The organism is Streptomyces sp. RPA4-2, assembly GCF_012273515.2.
Classification (GTDB): Bacteria; Actinomycetota; Actinomycetes; order Streptomycetales; family Streptomycetaceae; genus Streptomyces; species Streptomyces kaempferi.
In genome coordinates this window covers 6,730,016-6,750,367 of sequence record NZ_CP050975.2, presented here as the reverse complement: position 1 = coordinate 6,750,367, position 20,352 = coordinate 6,730,016, and the positions used below count along the sequence as shown (strand labels likewise).

Here is a 20,352-nt window from a genome sequence, read left to right as displayed (position 1 = left end):
CTCTCAAGCACCGCTCATCTCTCGAACCGGTAGCCCATCCCCGGCTCCGTGACGAAGTGCCGCGGATGCGAGGGATCCGCCTCCAGCTTGCGGCGCAGCTGGGCCATGTAGACCCGCAGATAGTTCGTCTCCGTGCCGTACGACGGCCCCCACACCTCCTGGAGCAGCTGCTTCTGGCTGACCAGGCGGCCGGTGTTGCGGACCAGTACCTCCAGGAGGTGCCACTCCGTGGGGGTCAGCCGGACGTCGCGTCCGGCGCGGTTGACCTTCTTGGCCGCCAGGTCGACCGTGAAGTCCTCGGTGTCGACGACGACGTCGTCCTCGCCGGACCCGGTGGGCTCGGCGCGGCGGACGGCGGCGCGCAGCCGGGCGAGCAGTTCGTCCATGCCGAAGGGCTTGGTGACGTAGTCGTCGGCACCCGCGTCGAGCGCCTCGACCTTCTCGTCGGAGGAGTGCCGGGCGGAGAGCACCAGGATCGGTACCCGGGTCCAGCCGCGCAGCCCCCTGATGACCTCGACGCCGTCCATGTCGGGCAGCCCGAGGTCGAGCACGACCACGTCGGGATGGCGTGCGGCGGCGAGCTGGAGCGCGGTGGCGCCGTCGGGGGCCGCGTCGACCTCGTACTTGCGTGCCTTCAGGTTGATGACGAGGGCTCGGGTGATCTGCGGCTCGTCGTCGACCACGAGAACCCGGGTCATGAGACCTGCCTTTCTGCGACTGCGGGTGAGGTGAGCGGGTCCGGACGGCGGTCCACCGCCCGGACCGTGAGCACCATGGTGAGTCCGCCGCCGGGGGTGTCCTCGGCGTTCAGTGTGCCGCCCATCGACTCGGCGAAGCCACGGGCGACGGCGAGCCCGAGGCCCACTCCGGCGCCGCGCGGGGCGTCGCCGTAGCGCTGGAAGGGCGCGAAGATGCGGTCCTTGGCCTCGTCCGGGACGCCGGGGCCGCGGTCGACCACGCGTACCTCCACGCGGTCGGCGATGGCGCTCGCGGAGACGAGGACCCGGTCGTCGACGGGGCTGTACTTGACGGCGTTCTCGACGAGGTTGGCGACCGCCCGCTCCAGCAGCCCCGCGTCGACGGCGACCATCGGCAGGACCTCGGGGATCTCCAGGTCCACGCTGTCCTCGGGTACGCCGCCCAGCGCCATCGGCACCACCTCGTCGAGGTCGATCTCCCGGATCAGCGGGGTGACCGTGCCGGTCTGGAGGCGGGACATGTCGAGCAGGTTGCCCACCAGGTGGTCGAGGCGGTCGGCGCCCTCCTCGATCGCCTCCAGGAGCTCCGCCTGGTCCTCCTCCGACCAGGCCACGTCGTCGGACCGCAGTGAGGACACGGCGGCCTTGATCGCGGCCAGCGGGGTACGCAGGTCGTGGCTGACGGCGGCCAGCAGCGCGGTGCGGATGCGGTTGCCCTCGGCCAGCTCCTTGGCCTGGTCGGCCTCGTGCTGGAGGCGCTGGCGGTCCAGCACGACGGCGGCCTGGGCGGCGAAGGCGGCGAGCACCCTGCGGTCGGAGGCGGGCAGCACGCGTCCGGAGAGCGCGAGCGCCATGTGGTCGCCGACCGGCATGTCCACGTCCGCGTCCTCGGGCCGCAGCGGCGACCGCGGGCCCACGCTGCCCGCGCAGGTCCACGGGTCGACGCCGCCCGCCCGCTCCAGCAGCGCGACCGACTCCATCCCGAAGGTCTCCCGGACCCGTTCCAGGAGGGCTTCCAGGCTGGTCTCACCGCGCAGGACGCTGCCCGCGAGGAAGGACAGGATCTCCGACTCGGCGCGCAGCCTGGCCGCCAGGTGGGTGCGGCGGGCGGCCAGGTCCACCACGGAGGCCACCGAGACCGCGACACCCACGAAGATCGCGATGGCGACGATGTTCTTGGGGTCCGCGATCGTGAAGCGGTGCAGCGGCGGTGTGTAGAAGTAGTTCAGCAGCAGGGAGCCGAAGGCCGCCGAGGCGAGGGCCGGGAACAGGCCGCCGAGCAGGGCGGCCGCCACCGTCACCGTCAGGAACAGCAGCATGTCGTTGGCGAGGCCGAGGTCGACGGTGTTGAGCAGCAGCGCGAGGGCCACCGGGCCGCCCACGCCGATCAGCCAGCCCCAGATGATCCGGGAGCGGCCGAGCCGCGCGCCGCGGGCCGCGGGCAGTCCGCGGCCCTTGGCGACCTCGTCGTGGGTGACGATGTGGACGTCCAGGTCGGGGCCGGACTCCCGGGCGACCGTGGCGCCGACGCCGGGCCCGAACACGTACTGCCAGGTCTTGCGGCGGGAGGAGCCGAGCACGATCTGGGTGGCGTTGACCCCGCGTGCGAAGTCCAGGAGCGAGACGGGGATGTCGTCGCCGATGACGTGGTGGAAGGTGCCGCCGAGGTCCTCGACCAGGGTGCGCTGGACGGCCAGTTCCTTGGGCGAGGCGTTGGTGAGTCCGTCGCTGCGCGCTATGTAGACGGCCATGACCTCGCCGCCCGCGCCCTTCTCGGCCAGCCGCGCGGCACGCCGGATCAGGGTGCGCCCCTCGGGGCCGCCGGTCAGACCCACCACGATCCGTTCGCGCGAGCCCCAGATCTTGGAGACCCGGTGCTCGCTGCGGTACTCGGTCAGGTACTCGTCGACCCGGTCGGCCACCCAGAGGAGGGCCAGCTCACGCAGCGCGGTGAGATTGCCGGGGCGGAAGTAGTTGGACAGGGCCGCGTCGACCTTGTCGGACTTGTAGATGTTGCCGTGCGCCATACGGCGGCGCAGTGCCGGGGGCGACATGTCGACCAGCTCGATCTGGTCCGCCCGGCGGACGACCTCGTCGGGGACGGTCTCCCGCTGCCGTACGCCGGTTATCGACTCGACGACGTCGCCGAGTGACTCCAGGTGCTGGATGTTGACGGTCGAGACGACGTCGATCCCGGCCGCGAGCAGCTCCGCCACGTCCTGCCAGCGCTTGGCGTTGCGGGAACCGGGGACATTGGTGTGCGCGAGTTCGTCCACCAGGGCGACGGCCGGGGCGCGGCGCAGTACGGCGTCCACGTCCATCTCGGTGAAGGAGGAGCCGCGGTAGTCGAGCTCCTTGCGCGGGATCTGCTCCAGACCGTGCAGCATCACCTCGGTGCGCGGCCGGTTGTGGTGCTCCACGAAGGCGACGACGCAGTCGGTGCCGCGCTCCATGCGCCGGTGCGCCTCGGAGAGCATCGCGTACGTCTTGCCGACGCCCGGTGCCGCGCCGAGGTAGATCCGAAGCTTGCCGCGTCCCATGGCCCCATTGTCTTCCTGTCAATGCTCTGTACGCTGCGTCGACCTTACGGCCCATAATTACGACAAATGGGGCGCTCGGTCGACGGGTGACCGTCTTTGACGCAACCCTGATGCGCAGGTCGGGTCAGCGCGCGGTGAGTTTTCCGTCGGTCAGCTCCAGCACCCGGTCGGCCGGGGCCGCCGGGGCGGCGTCACGTGCGGCGACCAGGGCTGTCGCGTGTTCGTGGCGGACGACGGCGTGCAGCAGTTCCAGGAGGGCGAGGCCGGTTTCGGCGTCGAGCCCGCTGGTCGGTTCGTCGGCGAGCAGGAGCGCGGGGCGGTGGACGAGGGCGCGCGCGACGGCCACGCGGCGGCGCTGTCCGGCGGACAGTTCCCCGGGCCGGCACGCCGCGTGGCGGGCCAGGCCGACGAGGGAGAGCAGCCGCTCGACGCGGTCGCCGTGTTCGTGCGCCGGGGCCCCGGTCAGCCGCAGCGGCAGAGCGACGTTCTCGGCGACGGTGAGGACGGGGACGAGTCCGGCGGACGGGAGGAGGAAGCCGATCCGGTCCCGGCGCAGTTCCAGCAGCGCGTCCTCGTCCAGGGCGCCCGGCTCCAGCCCGTCGACGGTGATCCGCCCGGCGTCCGGCTCGTCGAGGCCGCCGACGAGGTTGAGGAGCGTGCTTCTGCCCGCCCCGGGGCGGGCACGCAGGACGACGAACTCGCCGCGCGGCACCTCGAGGGAGACACCGCGCAGCGCGTGCACGGCGGCGGCACCGCTGCCGTACGCGTGGTGCACGTTCTCGACGCGTACCGCGGTGTCCGTGGCGACCTGGCTCATGCCTCTCCCGTGCCGGCCGGATGCCTCCCGGCGGGACGTCCGGGCACACGGTGTCGCACCGGTGCCCGGACGGGGCGGCGGGTCAGCTGGGGTTGTCCCCGTGGGTCAGAGTCTCCCAGGCGACGAACAGGTTGTTGCTGCCGGACGGCCGGTTCTGTTCGGTCAGCCTCTGGGTGTTGGTCATCGCGATGCCCAGCCGGTTGTGCAGGGCGTTGTAGCCGACCTCGGTGACCGGCCCGAGCCCGAGGGTGAGGGAGCCTCCGCACAGTGAGCTCGGCACCGCCTCGCCCAGCTGGTACTTCGACTGGAAGCCGAGCGCCTGGCGCAGCCGCTCGCCGACGTCGGTGCCGTAGAGGTCCGCGCCCTGGATGCGGCTGGTCTCGGCGATGTGCGAGATGGCCGAGATGCCGTATCCGGTGTGGGTGAAGTCGCGGCAGGTCTCCTGGGTGAGTCCGGTGACGAAGGTGGACTGCCCCTGCCAGTAGCTGACGATCTTCGCCTTGGTGTCGAGGTTCTGGCTCGGCACGGTCTTGGGCAGGTCGCCGTCGGAGGCGAGGTAGACGTACGCGGCCGTCCGGGTCCGGAACTTCGCCATGGCCTTGTCGTACGAGGTCTTGTCCTCCAGGAAGACGGAGATGCCGACGGCGGCCTCCATCATCGACAGCTCCCAGTTCCCGTTGGAGTTGGAGCCGTTGATCACCTCGGGCAGATAGACGTTGCGCAGCATGGTCGAGAAACGCCCGGAGTTGGCCCAGGTGCCGGTGTAGGTGTACTTGATGATCTCGGCGGCCTTGGGCCAGGAGGAGCCCGCCCAGCCGGTCTGCAGGGGCGCGTTGCTGTTGGTGTGTTCCTTGATGACGCCCGACCAGGCGTCCATGAGCTCGATGGACTTCTTCGCGTACCGGTCGTCGCGGGTGATGTACCAGGCGAGGGCGTCGGTGTACGCGGCGATCGCGTCCTCGCGCTCGTCGGTGCAGCCGTAGTTGGGGTTGGAGTACGAGCCGCACTCCACGGTCGCGCGGGGCTTGGCGGTGCGGGTCAGCGAGGCGTACTTGCTCGCCATCATCTGGTCGTACGCGCCTTTCCAGGGCTGGGCTCCCGCGTTGACCTGGGTGCGGGTGAAGTCCAGTTGCGCCTTGGAGACGGTGACTCCGGGGTGCGCGAAGGCGGCGGGGGCGGCGTCGGCGCGGTGGGCGGCGGGCCAGGTGAGGAGGCCGGAGACCAGGGCGGCCGTCGCGGCGACGGCGAGGAGGGCGGTGCGTGGCCGACGGCGATGACGTGCGGGGGCGTCAAGCATGTGGGGGATATCCGTTCTCGTATGTGAACGACACACTGGTTTCTGAACACGCGCGCTGGCCGGTGACCATAGGTACGGACCAGACTTCCGTCAAGAGCCGAAGAAGGACGCGCAGTTCAACTGCCGTTCATGGATGAGAACTTGCCGCAAGGGGACGGTCGTGACGCACGGGCACCCTCGCCCCGAGTCCCCGTGCGCCCACGGAGAAAGGGCCGCACCCCTTGTCGGGGATGCGGCCCTTTCGTACGTTTACGTTCTCGGTGTGCGCCGGTGGCTAGCGGACCTCGGTGATCTCCGGTCCGCGCTGCAGCTGACCCATGCCGCCGGAGAAGCGGGAACCGGCCTGCTCCTCCTGCTGGACACCCTCGGCCACCATCTGCGCGTCGTCCGGCAGCTTCAGGACGATCGGGTCACGGGGGGCCATCGGGCCCTCGCCGCGCACGACGACCGTGTCCCTGAAGATCTGCTCCAGCAGTCCCGCGGCCTGCGGCTGCACCGCGCCCTGCCCGGAGATCACTCCGCGCAGGAACCAGCGGGGGCCGTCCACACCGACGAACCGCACGACCTGGAAACCGCCCGTGCCGTCCGGCAGCTGCACCGGCACCTGCGCCCGCAGCTCCCAGCCCAGCGGGCCCTCGACCTCGTCGATGACACCGCCCTGCTGAGTGATGCCGGAGGCGATCTCCTCCCGCACCTCGCCCCAGATGCCCTCGCGCTTGGGAGCGGCGAAGGCCTGCAGCTGCACGGCGCTGTCCTTGAGGACGACGGTGGCCGCGACGATCGCGTCGCCCGCGACCTCGACCCGCAGCTCCATGCCGTCGACTCCGGGGATGAAAAGACCACCCAGGTCCACCCGGCCCTCGGCGGGGTCCCGCACCTCCGAGTCGTCCCAGGGTCCGTCGGGTCGCGGCTCCGGCTCGAGCCTCACGCGCTCCCGCTCCGCCCCGTCCGTCTCAGTGTCGACTCCGTCGACGACCTGCTCGGCCTCGCCCGCCGCGTCCTCGGCGGCACTGCCCTTCTTGCGACGTCCGAACACGTCACTGTCCTTCCCGGTCGGATACGACCGAAGCGTATCGATTCCCACCCGTGGTGCCGCCCACGGCGGCATGACCGCCGGTGGACCCGAGGCCCCCTGCGGCCCGCGCCGAGTCGGGAAGCTCCGCCACCTCATGGAAGCGGACCTTCTCGACCTGCTGGACGACCAGTTGGGCAATCCGGTCGAAGCGCTCGAACCGCACGGACTCGTACGGGTCGAGATTCACCACGATCACCTTGATCTCCCCACGGTACCCGGCATCAACCGTCCCCGGGGCATTCACGAGGGCGACACCGCAGCGGGCGGCGAGCCCGGAACGCGGGTGCACGAAGGCCGCGTACCCCTCCGGCAGCGCGATGGACACTCCGGTGGGCAGAACGGCACGTTCACCCGGCTTCAGCTCACGCTCCTCGGTGGTGCGCAGATCGGCACCGGCGTCACCGGGATGCGCGTATTCGGGAAGCGGAACGTCCGGATCTACGCGCCGGATCAGCACGTCCACGGGATGACGGGTCACGGGTTCACCTCGAAGGCACGGACACGGCGGTTCCGGTCCGGGTCGTTCATGGCGGCCCGGATCTCCTCCGGGCGGCCGTTGTCGATGAAGTGGTCGACCTTGACCTCGATGAAGAGGGCGTCCGCACGGACGGCCAGGGGCCCCTCGGGCCCACCGATCCGGCCGGTGGCGGTCGAGTAGATCTTGCGGCCGGCCACGGCGGTGACCTCGGCCTCCAGGTACAGCACGGTGCCCACGGGGACCGGCCGCACGAAGTCGGTCTCCAGACGGCCGGTGACGGCGATGACGCGCAGCAGCCAGTTGAGCGAGCCGAGCGTCTCGTCGAGCGCCGTGGCCAGCACGCCGCCGTGCGCGAGCCCGGGAGCACCCTGGTGGGCGGCCCGTACGGTGAACTCCGCCGTGATCCTGACGCCCTCACCGGCACGGGCCGCCAGATGCAGTCCGTGCGGCTGCTGACCGCCGCATCCGAAACACTGTTCGTAGTGCGCGCCGAGGAGCTCGCCGGGGGCGGGCGCGTCGGGGTGCCGCACCGGCACGACGGCGTCGGGGGGAGGCTTCAGAGCTGCGGAAGTACCACTCACAGGCGCAGACCTTACCCGCGCGTCGGCGGGGTGCACGCACCGTGCCAAGCTTGGCTCCATGCAGCTCTCCGCCTCCCCGTACGAAGAACGCCTCACCGCACCCCGCAGCTGGTGGGCGGTCTGCTTCCTGGTCGGGGTCGCGCTGGCCCTGGTCTTCCTCCCCTTCGGGACGCTGCCCCTGCTGGGCGGGCTGGTCGGCGGCACCGCGGTCTCCGCCGTCGTGGCCAGCTCGTACGGTTCGGTCCGCATCCGTGTCGTCGGCGACTCGCTGATCGCGGGCGAGGCCCGGATCCCGGTCGCCGCCCTGGGCGACGCCGAGATCCTGGACCAGGAGGAGGCGCGCGCCTGGCGTACGCACAAGGCGGACACCCGCGCCTTCATGCTTCTGCGGTCCTACATCCCCACGGCCCTGCGCGTGCAGGTCACGGACCCGGCCGACCCGACCCCGTACCTGTACCTGTCGACGCGGGAGCCGGAGCGCCTGAGGACGGCCCTGGAGTCGGCGCGGGCGTCGGCCTAGCCGCGCGCCCGGACAAGCCCGGGTAAGGCCCGGGTAAAGCACGGATAAAGCACGGATGAAGTCGGTCCACCCCGCGCCCGGGTATGAGGGCGCGGGACGGCGTCACCACGGGCTGGTGACGCCGAGGGTCGCTCAGGGCCCCAGTTCCTTGGGGATCTCCCCCATCCGCAGCGGATCCGCCGGTTTCTCCAGGGGCGGCAGTTCGGGCAGCTCGGCCCAGGGCACCTGGTTTCTGCGGAGGTCCTTGCGGATGCGTGCCGCGAGACGTTTGGTGTCCCGGCGGTTCATGACCGCCCCGACCGCGGCGCCCACCATGAACGGCATCAGGTTCGGCAGGTCGCGGACCGTGCGTTTCATGATCTGCTGGCGCAGCTCCCGCTTCATCTGGCCGCCCAGCGCCGCGTTGAGGGTCGACGGCTTGCTCACGTCGATCCCGCGCTCGGAGGACCACGAGTTCAGGTAGGCGGTGCTCCGCTGGGGAAGGGTGCCCGGCGGTCGCAGGCCGTAGACCTCGTGGAGTTCGGCGATCAGCTTGAGCTCGATCGCGGCGACCCCGGTGATCTCGGCGGCGAGTTCCGTGGGCATCGCGGGCGGTACCGGCAGCATGGCGGCCGCGCCGATTCCGGCGCCCACCGTGGACGTCGCGTTGGCCGCGCCCGCGACGAGTTTGTCCGCGAGCTGCTCGGCGTCGAGGCCGGGGAACTGTCCGCGGAGGGTCGCGAGGTCCCGGACCGGAACCCGGGGCGCGATGTCGATGATCCGGTCGGCGAGGTAGGCCAGGCCCGCCCTGGCCTTGCTGCCGCTCTTGCGGACGCCCTTCCTGACCCCGTCCCGAACGGCCGCCGCACGGCCGCCTGCGGCGGGCGCGGGGGCGTCCGTGTGCACCTGGTCCTCACCCGGTGCGGGGGTGCCGGCCGGCGTTGGGTCACCGGCCCGCGTGGAGGCGCCTGTCGGCGCTGTGGCGGGCGCCGGGTCGAGCGAGGCTGATCCTGGTCGGGAAGAGCCCCGCTCGTCGTCACGCACGCCTTCAGGGCCCTGTGACGGCCCTTCGTCCGCGTCCCTGTGGGGGAAGCGGCGCTTCCAAGGAGGGGTCGAGCCAGTCACGGCCGACCCTGCCTCAGTCGCAGTCGCGGCAGATCGGCTGACCGTTCTTCTCGCGGGCCAGCTGGCTGCGGTGGTGCACCAGGAAGCAGCTCATGCAAGTGAACTCGTCCTGCTGCTTGGGCAGTACCCGGACGGCCAGCTCCTCGTTCGAGAGGTCGGCCCCGGGCAGTTCCAGGCCTTCTGCGGCCTCGAACTCGTCTACGTCGACAGACGACGTGGACTTGTCGTTCCGGCGAGCCTTCAGTTCTTCAAGGCTGTCCGAGTCGACGTCGTCGTCGGTCTTGCGTGGGGTGTCGTAATCCGTTGCCATGTCGCTCTCCCCCTCTGGGTGTCTGCGGTGTCTCCAGCGCACGTAACGCGTGAGAGGCCGGACTTGTGCCCGACCTGAGGCGGAGATTTTGCCTCACATCAAGGTCTGTTACTCAATCGACACCCAACCGGACTCCTGAAAGGTGATCGGCTTGGATGGCGATGCGGACCGTACACGGTCTGAAGGTCGCACTTCAAAGGCGTCCCACCGTGTACTTCCCGTGATCAAGACCCCCGAAAACCCGGATTTTCCCGGCTTTCCGGCAGCTTGCGCGACCACGGAGAGTAGATGGCCGGAATATCGCCCTTGTGATCGATCACACACGGGCCTCCCCGAGGGGTGACCAGAAAATTCCGCGCAAAGCGAACATCCTCGTGTGTGGGGGTCATGCTCTCAGATCGGAAGGGTGACTCGCATCACGAGACCACCTCCCTCACGCGGCTCCGCGGCGATATGGCCCCCGTGGGCGCGGGCCACCGACCGGGCGATCGACAGGCCGAGGCCCACACCCTTGTCACTGCCCGTGCGTTCCGTGCGCAGGCGCCGGAAAGGCTCGAAAAGATTGTCGATCTCGTACGCGGGAACCACCGGTCCCGTGTTCGAGACCAGCAGGACCGCGTGACCGTGCTGGACCAGGGTCGTGACCTCGACCCAGCCGTCCTCCGGCACGTTGTACCGCACGGCGTTCTGGACGAGGTTCAGCGCGATCCGCTCCAGCAGGACGCCGTTGCCCTGGACGACCGCCGCGGCGCGCTCTCCGCCGATCCGCACACCCTTGGCCTCGGCCTCGCCGTGCACCTGGTCCACGGCCTGCGAGGCGACCTCGGCGAGGTCGACGGGCTTGCGCTCCACGATCTGGTTGTCGCTGCGGGCGAGCAGCAGCAGGCCCTCGACGAGCTGCTCACTGCGCTCGTTCGTGGCGAGCAGTGTCTTGCCGAGCTGCTGCAGTTCGACCGGCGCGCCGGGGTCGGAGAGATGGACCTCGAGGAGCGTGCGGTTGATCGCGAGCGGCGTGCGCAGCTCGTGCGAGGCGTTGCCGACGAACCGCTGCTGGGCGGTGAAGGCCCGCTGGAGCCGCTCCAGCATGTCGTCGAAGGTGTCCGCCAGCTCCTTCAGCTCGTCGTCCGGGCCGTCCAGCTCGATCCGCCGGGACAGGTCCGAGCCCGCCACCGCGCGCGCGGTGCGGGTGATCCGGCCGAGCGGCGAGAGCACCCGGCCCGCCATCGCGTAGCCGAAGGCGAAGGCGATGATGGCGAGGCCGAGCAGCGCGAGCAGGGAGCGGCTGAGCAGGTCGTCCAGAGCGTGCTGACGCTGCTGGTTGACGCAGACGTTCATCGCGTTGTTGAGCTCGTTCGGCGACGGCGCGGACGGGAAGTTGCACGTGCTGCTTCCGACCTGGCCCGAGAGGATTCTGAACGGGAGCTGGCTGCCCGCGTTCAGTGCCTGCGCGGCGAGCAGGTAGATGATCGACAGCAGCATGATGCCGGCGATCAGGAACATGCCGCCGTAGAGCAGCGTGAGCCGTATGCGGATGGTCGGGCGCAGCCAGGGGAACGGAGGCTCCGCCCGCCGGGGGTCCCAGGTGGGCTTCGGGGGCGCCGTCGACGGCGCCGGAGTCGTGGCCACCGCCGGTCAGATCCGGTACCCGGAGCCGGGCACGGTGACGATCACCGGGGGCTCGCCGAGTTTGCGGCGCAGGGTCATCACGGTCACGCGCACGACGTTGGTGAAGGGGTCCGTGTTCTCGTCCCAGGCCTTCTCCAGGAGCTGCTCGGCGGAGACGACGGCGCCCTCGCTGCGCAGCAGCACCTCCAGGACGGCGAACTCCTTGGGCGCGAGCTGGACCTCCTTGCCGTCACGGAAGACCTCGCGGCGGTTGGGGTCGAGCTTGATCCCGGCGCGCTCCAGGACGGGCGGCAGCGGCACGCTCGTACGGCGGCCGAGGGCACGCACGCGTGCCGTCAGCTCGCTGAAGGCGAACGGCTTGGGGAGGTAGTCGTCGGCGCCGATCTCCAGGCCCTCGACACGGTCGCTGACGTCGCCGGAGGCGGTCAGCATCAGGACGCGGGTGGGCATGCCCAGCTCGACGATCCTGCGGCAGACGTCGTCCCCGTGCACGAGCGGGAGGTCGCGGTCGAGGACGACCACGTCGTAGTCGTTGACGCCGATCCGCTCCAGGGCGGCCGCGCCGTCGTACACGACGTCGACGGCCATGGCCTCCCGGCGCAGTCCGGTGGCCACCGCATCGGCGAGCAGCTGCTCGTCCTCGACGACGAGTACGCGCACGTCGCTTGTCCTTCCTCTGTCCACCCGCGCAGCGCCTCCTCGGCGCGCGCGGGTGGGGGGTCCGTCCCGGGTAAGACCTCCATCCTGCCTTTTTCGGCCATAAACCGGCTGTAAGACGGGTGAGAGGGCGTCCGTCGCGGGGGTTCGGGGCCCCGGGAATGCGGGATTTTCTCTTCGGGTTGAGGTTTCCACGGAAGAGAGCGGGGGGAGGACGGATTTACACCCCGCGATCACGCTCTGCATGTGGCAAGCCACCTTGTGGTACGTCCAACCGCTTCCGCAGAGCGGGCGTGGGTGTCCGGCACCGTCGCCGCCCAGCCCGGGCAGCGCTGGGCACCCTCTGGAGACGTGATCGCCCCTTCCCAACGGCACACCCCCGTGCCATCGACCCACGACCCAGGACGAGGGGGCGCAGCATGGACGCATTCACCGCAGGACTTCTGCAGCGCATAAAGGCGACCGAGTCCGACCTGACGCGGGCTCGCGAGACAGGCGACGACTTCCTCGCGGAGGTCGAGCAGGCCGAGCTCGAGGACCTTCGCCGCCTCGCCGCCGAGCACGGTGTGGAGGTCGGCGCGACGCGCGTCTGATCAGTTCGTACGCGAGCGGGGCCCCGGTGTCGATCCAGTACCGGGGCCCCGCTTCGTTCGCCGTCGCGGGGACGGCGCCCGTCCCGCTCGGACACCGTCAGTCGTGCCAGGCGCCGAACTCCTCCAGGAGCCGCTGGAGGGGCTCGAAGACGCCCGGTGACGCCGCCACCGCAAGCTCCCGCGCGGGCCGCTCTCCGGGGCGCCCACCGGTCAGGGCGCCCGCCTCACGGGCGATCAGGTCGCCCGCCGCGAGGTCCCAGGGGTGGAGGCCGCGCTCGTAGTAGCCGTCGAGGCGGCCCGCCGCGACGTCGCACAGGTCGACCGCCGCGGAGCCGGAGCGCCGGATGTCGCGCACCAGCGGGATCAGCCGCTGGGCGACGTCGGCCTGGTGGACCTTGACCTCGCTCACGTAGTTGAAGCCGGTCGAGACCAGGGCCTCGTCCAGGGGAGGCGAGGGCCGGCAGGTCAGCCGGCGCTCGCCGACCCAGGCGCCGGTGGCGCGGGCGCCCCGGCCGCGCACGGCGTTGTAGGTCTCGCCGCGCATCGGTGCCGCGACGACCCCGACGACGGTCTCGCCGTCCTGCTCGGCCGCGATGGACACCGCCCAGGTCGGCAGCCCGTAGAGGTAGTTCACCGTGCCGTCGAGCGGGTCCACGACCCAGCGGATGCCGCTGGTGCCCTCACTGGCGGCGCCCTCCTCACCGAGGAAGCCGTCGTGCGGGCGGTGCTGGGAGATCAGGTCGGTGATCAGCTTCTCGGCGGCGATGTCCATCTCGGTGACGACGTCGATCGGGCTGGACTTGGTGGCGGCGACCGTGAGGTCGGCCGGGCGCCCGTCGCGCAGCAGCTCGCCGGCACGGCGGGCGGCGTCGTGCGCGAGCTGGAGCAGTTGGGTGTGCAGGGGCTCGATCACGGGGCTCCTCGGGAGATGTCGTCTGGGTCAGTCCGGCGGGACGACATCCCCTAGGCGTACGGGCTGTCGGCGCCCGCGGCGCGGGCTTGGGGGCACGGGCGGGGCAGCAGCCCACCGGGCACAGGTCCCGGCTCGGGCCGAGGGTGCCGAGGACGCAGGGGGCCGGCCGCCGCCCGCTCTCGGTCGCGGCGCGTTCCAGGACGAGGTCGCGGACCGCCGCGGCGAACCGGGGGTCGGCGCCGACGGTCGCCGAGCGGCGCACCGGCAGCCCGAGCTCCGCCGCCTTGGCGGTGGCCTCCGTGTCGAGGTCGTACAGCACCTCCATGTGGTCCGAGACGAACCCGATGGGGGCCATCACGACGGCCGGGACCCCGGCGCCGTGCAGCTCCTCCAGGTGGTCGCAGATGTCGGGCTCCAGCCAGGGGATGTGCGGGGCGCCGGAGCGCGACTGGTAGACGAGCCGCCAGGGGTGCTCGGTCCCGGTCTCCTCGCGCACGGCGTCGGCGATCAGCCGGGCCACGTCCAGGTGCTGTCCGACGTAGGCGCCGCCGTCGCCGTGGTCCTCGACGGGGCCGGAGGTGTCGGCCGCCGCGTCCGGGATCGAGTGGGTCGTGAAGGCGAGGTGCGCGCCCTCCCGTACGTCCTCGGGCAGGTCGGCGAGGGACTTCAGGACGCCGTCGATCATGGGGCGCACGAACCCCGGGTGGTTGAAGTAGTGCCGCAGCTTGTCCACCCGGGGCGGCTCCAGGCCCTCGGCCTCCAGCGCGGCCAGGGACTCGGCGAGGTTCTCGCGGTACTGACGGCAGCCCGAGTACGAGGCGTAGGCGCTGGTGGCGAGGACGAGGACGCGGCGGCGGCCGTCGGCGGTCATCTCCCGCAGGGTGTCGGTCAGGTAGGGGGCCCAGTTGCGGTTGCCCCAGTACACGGGGAGGTCCAGGGCGTGCTCCGCGAAGTCCTTGCGGAGGGCGTCGAGCAGGGCACGGTTCTGGTCGTTGATGGGGCTGACCCCGCCGAACAGGAAGTAGTGCCGGCCCACTTCCTTGAGCCGTTCCTTGGGGATGCCTCGCCCGCGCGTCACGTTCTCCAGGAACGGAACCACGTCGTCCGGGCCTTCGGGGCCGCCGAACGAGAGCAGGAGCAGGGCGTCGTAGGGACGGGCATCGAGCGCATCTGGCATGCGTCCGATCCTGCCATCCGCCGCTGACGGCGGGACAACGGCCACGGCCGGGGCGGACCCGAGGAGTGCATTAGGGTCACCTAACCCGTAAGCTGTATCGGCTACCTTCACGCCTTACCGGAGTTCGGACGCCCATGGTGACCGGGTGGCCGGGCCGAGCCCACCGGAGACACCCGTGCCCAGCCCGTACAGCGCCCTGTTCACCGCCCCCGGCTCCAAGGGCTTCTCCGCCGCGGGCTTCCTCGGCCGGATGCCGCTGTCGATGATGGGCATCGGCGTGGTGACCATGATCTCCCAGCTCACCGGGCGCTACGGGCTCGCGGGCGCGCTGTCCGCGACCATGGCGCTGGCGGCCGCGGCGCTGGGTCCGCAGGTCTCCCGGATGGTGGACCGGTACGGGCAGCGCCGGGTGCTGCGCCCCGTCACCCTGTTCGCGCTGGCCGCGTCCGCCGGGCTGCTGCTCGCCGCGCACTTCGACTGGCCGGACTGGGTGCTGTTCCTCTGCGCGGCCGGGATCGGCTGCGTGCCCAGCATGGGCGCGATGGTCCGGGCCCGCTGGGCCGCCCTCTACCGGGACACCCCGCAGCTGCACACCGCGTACTCGTTCGAGTCCGTGGTCGACGAGGTCTGCTTCATCTTCGGGCCGATCCTCTCGATCGGCCTGTCCACGGTGTGGTTCCCCGAGGCCGGACCACTGCTCGCGGCCTGCTTCCTGGCGGTCGGTGTCTTCTGGCTGACGGCCCAGCGGGCCACCGAACCCGTGCCGCATCCGCGCGAGCAGCACCACCGCGGCTCGGCGATGAGCTCGGCCGGACTCCAGGTCCTGGTGGCCACCTTCGTCGCTACGGGGGCGATCTTCGGGGCCGTCGACGTGGTCACCGTGGCCTTCGCCGAGGAGCAGGGGCACAAGGGTGCCGCGAGTGTCGTCCTGGCGCTCTACGCGGCCGGCTCCTGCCTGGCGGGGGCCGTGTTCGGGCTGTTGCACTTCAAGGGCTCGGCCGAAGCCCGGTGGCTGCTGGGCATATGCGCGATGGCCGTGAGTATGATCCCCCTCCTACTGGTCGGAAACTTGCCGTTCCTGGCCGTGGCGCTGTTCGTTGCGGGGCTGTCCATCGCTCCCACGATGATCACGACGATGTCCCTCATCGAACAGCACGTACCACGCGCGAAACTGACCGAGGGCATGACCTGGGTGAGCACCGGACTCGCGGTCGGGGTCGCGCTCGGCTCCTCCGTGGCCGGCTGGGTGATCGACGCCGCCGGCGCGAAGGCCGGGTACGGGGTTCCGGCGGTGGCCGGGGCCGTCGCGGTCGCGGTCGGTTTCCTCGGGTATCGCCGGCTGAACAGGCCGGTTCCGCAGCGGGAGGGGACCCATGAGCACCACAGTGAGCGGGAAGAGCGGCACGTGGCGTAACTGGGCGGGGAACGTAACCGCCCGTCCCGTACGGGAGGTCACCCCCGCCTCGGTCGAAGAGCTCTCCGCCGCCATCCGCGCGGCCGCGGACGAGGGCCTGAAGGTGAAGGCCGTCGGAACCGGGCACTCCTTCACCGCCGCCGCCGCGACCGACGGCGTACTGATCCGCCCTCAGCTGCTGACCGGCATCCGCGCCCTCGACCGCGAGGCGGGCACCGTCACCGTCGAGGCGGGCACCCCGCTCAAGCGCCTCAACGTGGCACTCGCGCGCGAGGGACTGTCGCTCACGAACATGGGCGACATCATGGAGCAGACGGTGTCGGGGGCGACCAGCACCGGAACGCACGGCACGGGACGCGACTCGGCCTCGATCGCCGCCCAGATCAAGGGCCTTGAGCTGGTCACGGCGGACGGCTCGGTCCTGACCTGCTCCGAGAAGGAGAACCCCGAGGTCTTCGCGGCCGCCCGGCTCGGCATAGGCGCCCTGGGGGTCGTCACGGCGATCACCCTCTCCGTGGAGCCCCTGTTCCTGCTCACGGCCCGCGAGGAGCCGATGACCTTCGACCGGGTCACCGCCGACTTCGACGAACTGTTCGCCGAGAACGAGCACTTCGAGTTCTACTGGTTCCCCCACACCGGCAACTGCAACACCAAGCGCAACAACCGCAGCGCCGGTCCCGAGAGGCCCGTCGGACGGCTCGGCGGCTGGATCGAGGACGAGTTCCTCTCCAACGGCGTCTTCCAGGTGGCCAATCTGCTCGGCCGCGCCGCGCCCGCCGCCATCCCGGCGATCGCGAAGATCTCCAGCCGCGCGCTCTCCGCGCGGACGTACACCGACATCCCCTACAAGGTCTTCACCTCCCCACGCCGGGTGCGCTTCGTGGAGATGGAGTACGCGGTCGCGCGCGAGGCCCTCGTCGACACCCTGCGCGAGCTGAAGACGATGGTGGACCGTTCCGCCCTGCGGGTCAGCTTCCCCGTCGAGGTGCGCACCGCCCCCGCGGACGACATCACGCTGTCCACCGCGTCCGGCCGGGAGACCGCCTACATCGCCGTACACATGTTCCGGGGTACGCCCTACCAGGCGTACTTCACCGCGGCCGAGCGGATCTTCACGGCGCACGAAGGCCGCCCGCACTGGGGCAAGGTGCACACGCGGGACGCGGAGTACTTCTCCCGGGTGTACCCGCGCTTCGGCGAGTTCACGGCGTTGCGGGATCGGCTGGACCCGGATCGGCGCTTCGGGAATGACTACCTGCGTCGGGTGCTGGGCTCGTAGACGCGCTCGGCGCCGGGGTCTCGTCCGGCGCCTGTGGGCCGGCGCTGGAACTCGGCGTCGGTGTGGGGGTCGTCCCCCCGTCCCCACCGCTCGTCGTGCCGGAGCCGTCACCCGAACCGGAGTTCGAGGGCTGCGGGGAGGAACCGGTGGGGGGTGTCCTACCGGAAGTGCCGGACTCCGGCGTCGGGCCCGTGCCGGACCTGCCGTTGCCGGAGCCGCTCCTCTGGAAAGCGTCACCGACGGTGGTGCTCCTCCCGTCCCCGCTGAAGCTCTGCCCCGAGACAAGTTCGTACGTGGTGACGCCCGCCATGGTGACGCCGAAGACGAACGCCGCGGCGACCAACGGCCGCTTCCAGCTCCTGACCCGGGCGCGGTAGACCGTCCCCTCGCCGAACTCCCCCGGCAACGGCGCCGGCCGGAACCCCGGCCGCGCCGGTTTCGCCTGGACTCCCACGTCGCGTATCTGTTCGCCGGTGCGCCTGAAGAAGTGCTGGAAGACGGTGCCGCCGCAGGTGGCGACGACACTGACCAGGCCCGCGCCCAGGATCGTCCCGTAGACACCGAAGTAGGAGGCGAGTTTCGCGGCCACCACGGCGGCCACCGCGCTGCCCGCCACCTGCGGAAGGCTCAGATCCAGCCGTTTCCTCCCGGCCGCCGCTGCGGCACTCGGATCTTCTCCGGAACCCGGCACTCCACGCATACCCGGACCTTGCCTGCCTTTCCCGTACTTGGTCGACCTACTGCACGAGAAAGGACGGCTGAAGGAAACCTTTAGTTCCGTTTCCGCCGGTTACGTGAAGTACGCCACGTTTCGGGGTCACGAAAACGGCGCATCGGACGGCCAACTACCACCCCCCGCTAGAAGTTGGGCGGCGTGCCGATCCACGCACATGGCCCGAATGGAGTACTCTTGCGAGCCCTGGGTCCGGACTCCCGCCAGGGTGTCCGGGGCCTGCCAGGACCGCCGGGAGGGGGCTCGTTGCACAGGGTGATGGAGTTCGTCACTTAGCGTTGCGAATAGGTAACCGTGCCATAACGGCGGGGCCGGGCCGGTGCCCGACACGCCGGGCAACTCGGCAAGGTTGTGGCAGGCTGCACCCGGGCAGGCCACACTCGACTAGCGGAAGCAGCGACGCACGTGACGTCGGCAGGCACCACCCGGGAGGTCCCCATGCCGGAACTGCGTGTCGTGGCCGTCTCTAACGACGGCACACGGCTGGTGCTGAAGGCTGCGGACAGCACGGAGTACACGCTTCCGATCGATGAGCGTCTGCGCGCCGCCGTCCGCGGCGACCGTCCCCGCCTCGGCCAGATCGAGATCGAGGTGGAGAGCCATCTCCGCCCCCGGGACATCCAGGCGCGGATACGAGCAGGTGCCTCCGCGGAGGAAGTCGCCCAGCTCGCCGGAATCCCCGTCGACCGGGTGCGCCGTTTCGAGGGCCCCGTGCTCGCCGAGCGCGCCTTCATGGCGGAACGCGCCCGGAAGACTCCTGTGCGCCGCCCCGGCGAGAACGCCGGACCCCAGCTCGGTGAGGCGGTCCAGGAGCGGCTGCTGATCCGCGGCGCCGGGAAGGACACCGTCCAGTGGGACTCGTGGCGTCGCGACGACGGCACCTGGGAAGTCCTGCTGGTCTACCTGGTCGCGGGCGAGCCGCACTCGGCGAGCTGGACGTACGACCCGCCCCGGCGGCTCGTCCAGGCCGTCGACGACGAGGCGCGTTCGCTGATCGGCGAGTCCGACGATCTCGCGGCGCCCGAGCCGAGCTTCCCGTTCGTGCCGCGCATCGCACGACTGCCCCGTGACCGTCCGCTCGACCGTGCCCTGGACCGGCAGATGGAGCGGCCGAGCCTGCCGCCGTCCGAGCCGGTCGACGAGGGCGCGGGCGACCGCGACTCGCTCACCAGCCTCCTGGAGGCGGTGCCCAGCTTCCGGGGCGACATGGTGGTGCCCGAGCGGCCCTCCACCACGGAACTCCCGCCCGCGGAGGAGCCCGCCCCGGAGCCCGAGACGGAGGAGCCCCCGGCTCCCGCCGCCTCAGCCGGTGCTTACTCCGCCTACGCTGACGTCCTGATGCCCCGCTCGGTCGGCAGCCACCGCGACCGTCTGGTCGGCGCGACAGACCGCCAGGCCGAGGCCGACGGCGTCCGCCCCGGCCGCAGAGCGGCGGTACCGAGCTGGGACGAGATCGTCTTCGGCACCCGGCGCAAGAAGCAGGACTGAATGAAGAAGCCGGCTTGAAGCGGCGGGACGAGAGTCCGGACGCGGCCGGAACGCGACGACCGGCCACTCGGCCGGTCACTCGTACGAGCGATGGGGCCCACACCGGATTCACGTCCGGATCGGTGCGGGCCCCGTCGTCGTCACTGGGGGTCGGGCCCCACGGCGACCGGCCGGTTCCCGTCCCGGGACCACTCCGACCACGAACCCACGTACAGCGCGGCCGGAATGCCCGCGACGGCGAGCGCCAGCACCTGATGGGCGGCGGAGACGCCCGAGCCGCAGTAGACACCGACCTCCGAAGTGCCGGTCACACCCAGGGACTTGAAGCGGTCGGCCAGCTCGGCGGCGGCCCTGAACTCCCCGCTCTCGGTGACGTTCTCCGTGGTCGGCGCGGACACCGCGCCCGGGATGTGACCGCCGACGGGGTCGATCGGCTCCACCTCGCCCCGGTACCGCTCTCCCGCCCTCGCGTCGAGCAGCAGCCCCGTACGGGCGAGGGCGGCCGCTCCGTCCGCGTCGAGCAGCGAACGGGCTCCCGGTACCGGGACGAAGCTTCCGGCGGCGGGCGAGGGGACTTCGGTGGACAACGGTCCGCTCCACGCGGCCAGGCCGCCGTCCAGCACGCGCACCGACGGGTGACCTGTCCAGCCCAGCAGCCACCAGGCGCGCGCGGCGGCCCACCCGGCACCGCCGTCGTACACGACGACATCGCGGTCCTCGGACACGCCGGCGGCCCGCATCGCCGCGCCGAAGACCTCGGGATCGGGCAACGGATGACGGCCGGCGTCACCCGCCTTTCCGGCCAATTCGGCGTCCAGGTCGACGAAGACCGCACCGGGGATGTGGCCGGCCTCGTAGGCGGCCCGGCCGTCGAAGGGCGCGGCCCCGTCGGCCGTGGCCAGGGTGAGCTGCCAGCGGATGTCGAGCACGACCGGCGGGTTCGGCCCCGCCAGATCGCTCGCGAGTTCGGAGGCGGAGATGATGGCGTTCATGGCCACCATCCTCGCGCACGGGGTGGCCCCGGCGTCCAGCTCCGGCTACTCTGCTCGGCC

19 protein-coding genes and 1 pseudogene are annotated in these 20,352 nt (G+C 71.2%); 5 read left to right on the top strand and 15 right to left on the bottom strand.

Annotation, left to right across the window (positions count from 1 at the left end):
* Positions 1–14: 14 nt before the first annotated feature.
* The 7 genes from HEP85_RS29580 to HEP85_RS29550 form a co-directional block, all read right to left on the bottom strand.
* Positions 15–698 (bottom strand): response regulator, encoded by a 684-nt coding sequence (locus tag HEP85_RS29580; RefSeq protein ID WP_168530613.1) that lies wholly within the window; start codon positions 696–698, stop codon positions 15–17.
* Positions 695–3,238, bottom strand: coding sequence for a sensor histidine kinase KdpD (locus tag HEP85_RS29575; protein ID WP_168530612.1), 2,544 nt, complete (start codon positions 3,236–3,238; stop codon positions 695–697). Before HEP85_RS29575 ends, HEP85_RS29580 begins: the two co-directional genes overlap by 4 nt.
* Before the next feature lie 124 nt (positions 3,239–3,362).
* Positions 3,363–4,055: an ABC transporter ATP-binding protein gene (locus tag HEP85_RS29570; RefSeq protein WP_369657894.1), complete on the bottom strand. Its 693-nt coding sequence runs from the start codon at positions 4,053–4,055 to the stop codon at positions 3,363–3,365.
* Between the two features lie 82 nt (positions 4,056–4,137).
* Positions 4,138–5,352 (bottom strand): alginate lyase family protein, encoded by a 1,215-nt coding sequence (locus HEP85_RS29565; protein ID WP_168530610.1) that lies wholly within the window; start codon positions 5,350–5,352, stop codon positions 4,138–4,140.
* Between the two features lie 274 nt (positions 5,353–5,626).
* Positions 5,627–6,388, bottom strand: coding sequence for a DUF3710 domain-containing protein (locus tag HEP85_RS29560; protein ID WP_168530609.1), 762 nt, complete (start codon positions 6,386–6,388; stop codon positions 5,627–5,629).
* A 1-nt stretch (position 6,389) separates the two neighbouring features.
* Positions 6,390–6,905: a dUTP diphosphatase gene (dut, locus tag HEP85_RS29555; RefSeq protein WP_168530608.1), complete on the bottom strand. Its 516-nt coding sequence runs from the start codon at positions 6,903–6,905 to the stop codon at positions 6,390–6,392.
* Positions 6,902–7,486, bottom strand: a complete 585-nt coding sequence (locus HEP85_RS29550) for a PaaI family thioesterase (protein ID WP_168530607.1) — start codon at positions 7,484–7,486, stop codon at positions 6,902–6,904. Before HEP85_RS29550 ends, dut begins: the two co-directional genes overlap by 4 nt.
* 58 nt (positions 7,487–7,544) lie before the next feature.
* Here HEP85_RS29550 and HEP85_RS29545 point away from each other — a divergent pair, with 58 nt between their 5' ends.
* Positions 7,545–8,006 carry a DUF3093 domain-containing protein gene (locus HEP85_RS29545; RefSeq protein ID WP_168530606.1) on the top strand — a complete coding sequence of 154 codons (462 nt, stop codon included), beginning with the start codon at positions 7,545–7,547 and terminating at the stop codon, positions 8,004–8,006.
* A gap of 132 nt (positions 8,007–8,138) precedes the next feature.
* Here the strand turns inward: HEP85_RS29545 and HEP85_RS29540 are convergent, their stop codons facing one another.
* The 4 genes from HEP85_RS29540 to HEP85_RS29525 all read right to left on the bottom strand — a co-directional run bounded on the left by HEP85_RS29540 (position 8,139) and on the right by HEP85_RS29525 (position 11,706).
* Complete coding sequence (locus tag HEP85_RS29540; RefSeq protein ID WP_329527599.1) at positions 8,139–9,110, bottom strand: hypothetical protein; 972 nt, start codon at positions 9,108–9,110, stop codon at positions 8,139–8,141.
* Between the two features lie 13 nt (positions 9,111–9,123).
* Entirely contained in the window at positions 9,124–9,420 is a 297-nt protein-coding gene (locus HEP85_RS29535; RefSeq protein WP_003997302.1) for a DUF4193 domain-containing protein, read from the bottom strand.
* 393 nt (positions 9,421–9,813) lie between these two features.
* The gene (locus HEP85_RS29530) at positions 9,814–11,046 is read right to left on the bottom strand and encodes a cell wall metabolism sensor histidine kinase WalK (RefSeq protein ID WP_168530604.1); all 1,233 of its coding nucleotides are present in this window, start codon (positions 11,044–11,046) and stop codon (positions 9,814–9,816) included.
* 6 nt (positions 11,047–11,052) lie between these two features.
* Positions 11,053–11,706, bottom strand: coding sequence for a response regulator transcription factor (locus HEP85_RS29525; protein WP_153288146.1), 654 nt, complete (start codon positions 11,704–11,706; stop codon positions 11,053–11,055).
* Positions 11,707–12,122: 416 nt separating this feature from the next.
* Between HEP85_RS29525 and HEP85_RS29520 the strand changes: the two genes are divergently transcribed.
* Complete coding sequence (locus HEP85_RS29520) at positions 12,123–12,296, top strand: hypothetical protein (RefSeq protein WP_168530603.1); 174 nt, start codon at positions 12,123–12,125, stop codon at positions 12,294–12,296.
* A 97-nt stretch (positions 12,297–12,393) separates the two neighbouring features.
* Here HEP85_RS29520 and HEP85_RS29515 read toward each other — a convergent pair whose 3' ends face one another.
* Together HEP85_RS29515 and HEP85_RS29510 are read right to left on the bottom strand one after the other, a co-directional pair.
* Positions 12,394–13,209 carry an inositol monophosphatase family protein gene (locus HEP85_RS29515; RefSeq protein WP_168530602.1) on the bottom strand — a complete coding sequence of 272 codons (816 nt, stop codon included), beginning with the start codon at positions 13,207–13,209 and terminating at the stop codon, positions 12,394–12,396.
* A 50-nt stretch (positions 13,210–13,259) separates the two neighbouring features.
* Positions 13,260–14,386 (bottom strand): annotated as a pseudogene (locus HEP85_RS29510) (ferrochelatase).
* Between the two features lie 175 nt (positions 14,387–14,561).
* Here HEP85_RS29510 and HEP85_RS29505 point away from each other — a divergent pair.
* Both HEP85_RS29505 and HEP85_RS29500 read left to right on the top strand, forming a co-directional pair.
* The gene (locus HEP85_RS29505; protein ID WP_168530600.1) at positions 14,562–15,800 is read left to right on the top strand and encodes an MFS transporter; all 1,239 of its coding nucleotides are present in this window, start codon (positions 14,562–14,564) and stop codon (positions 15,798–15,800) included.
* Positions 15,760–17,079 (top strand): D-arabinono-1,4-lactone oxidase, encoded by a 1,320-nt coding sequence (locus tag HEP85_RS29500; protein WP_168530599.1) that lies wholly within the window; start codon positions 15,760–15,762, stop codon positions 17,077–17,079. Before HEP85_RS29505 ends, HEP85_RS29500 begins: the two co-directional genes overlap by 41 nt.
* Here the strand turns inward: HEP85_RS29500 and HEP85_RS29495 are convergent.
* Entirely contained in the window at positions 17,003–17,779 is a 777-nt protein-coding gene (locus HEP85_RS29495; protein ID WP_168530598.1) for a hypothetical protein, read from the bottom strand. The two genes, HEP85_RS29500 and HEP85_RS29495, sit on opposite strands and share 77 nt — an antisense overlap.
* A gap of 438 nt (positions 17,780–18,217) precedes the next feature.
* Here HEP85_RS29495 and sepH point away from each other — a divergent pair, with 438 nt between their 5' ends.
* Entirely contained in the window at positions 18,218–19,300 is a 1,083-nt protein-coding gene (gene sepH / locus HEP85_RS29490; RefSeq protein WP_369657893.1) for a septation protein SepH, read from the top strand.
* 140 nt (positions 19,301–19,440) lie between these two features.
* Here sepH and HEP85_RS29485 read toward each other — a convergent pair whose 3' ends face one another.
* Positions 19,441–20,292, bottom strand: coding sequence for a sulfurtransferase (locus HEP85_RS29485; protein ID WP_168530596.1), 852 nt, complete (start codon positions 20,290–20,292; stop codon positions 19,441–19,443).
* Between the last annotated feature and the right edge of the window lie 60 nt (positions 20,293–20,352).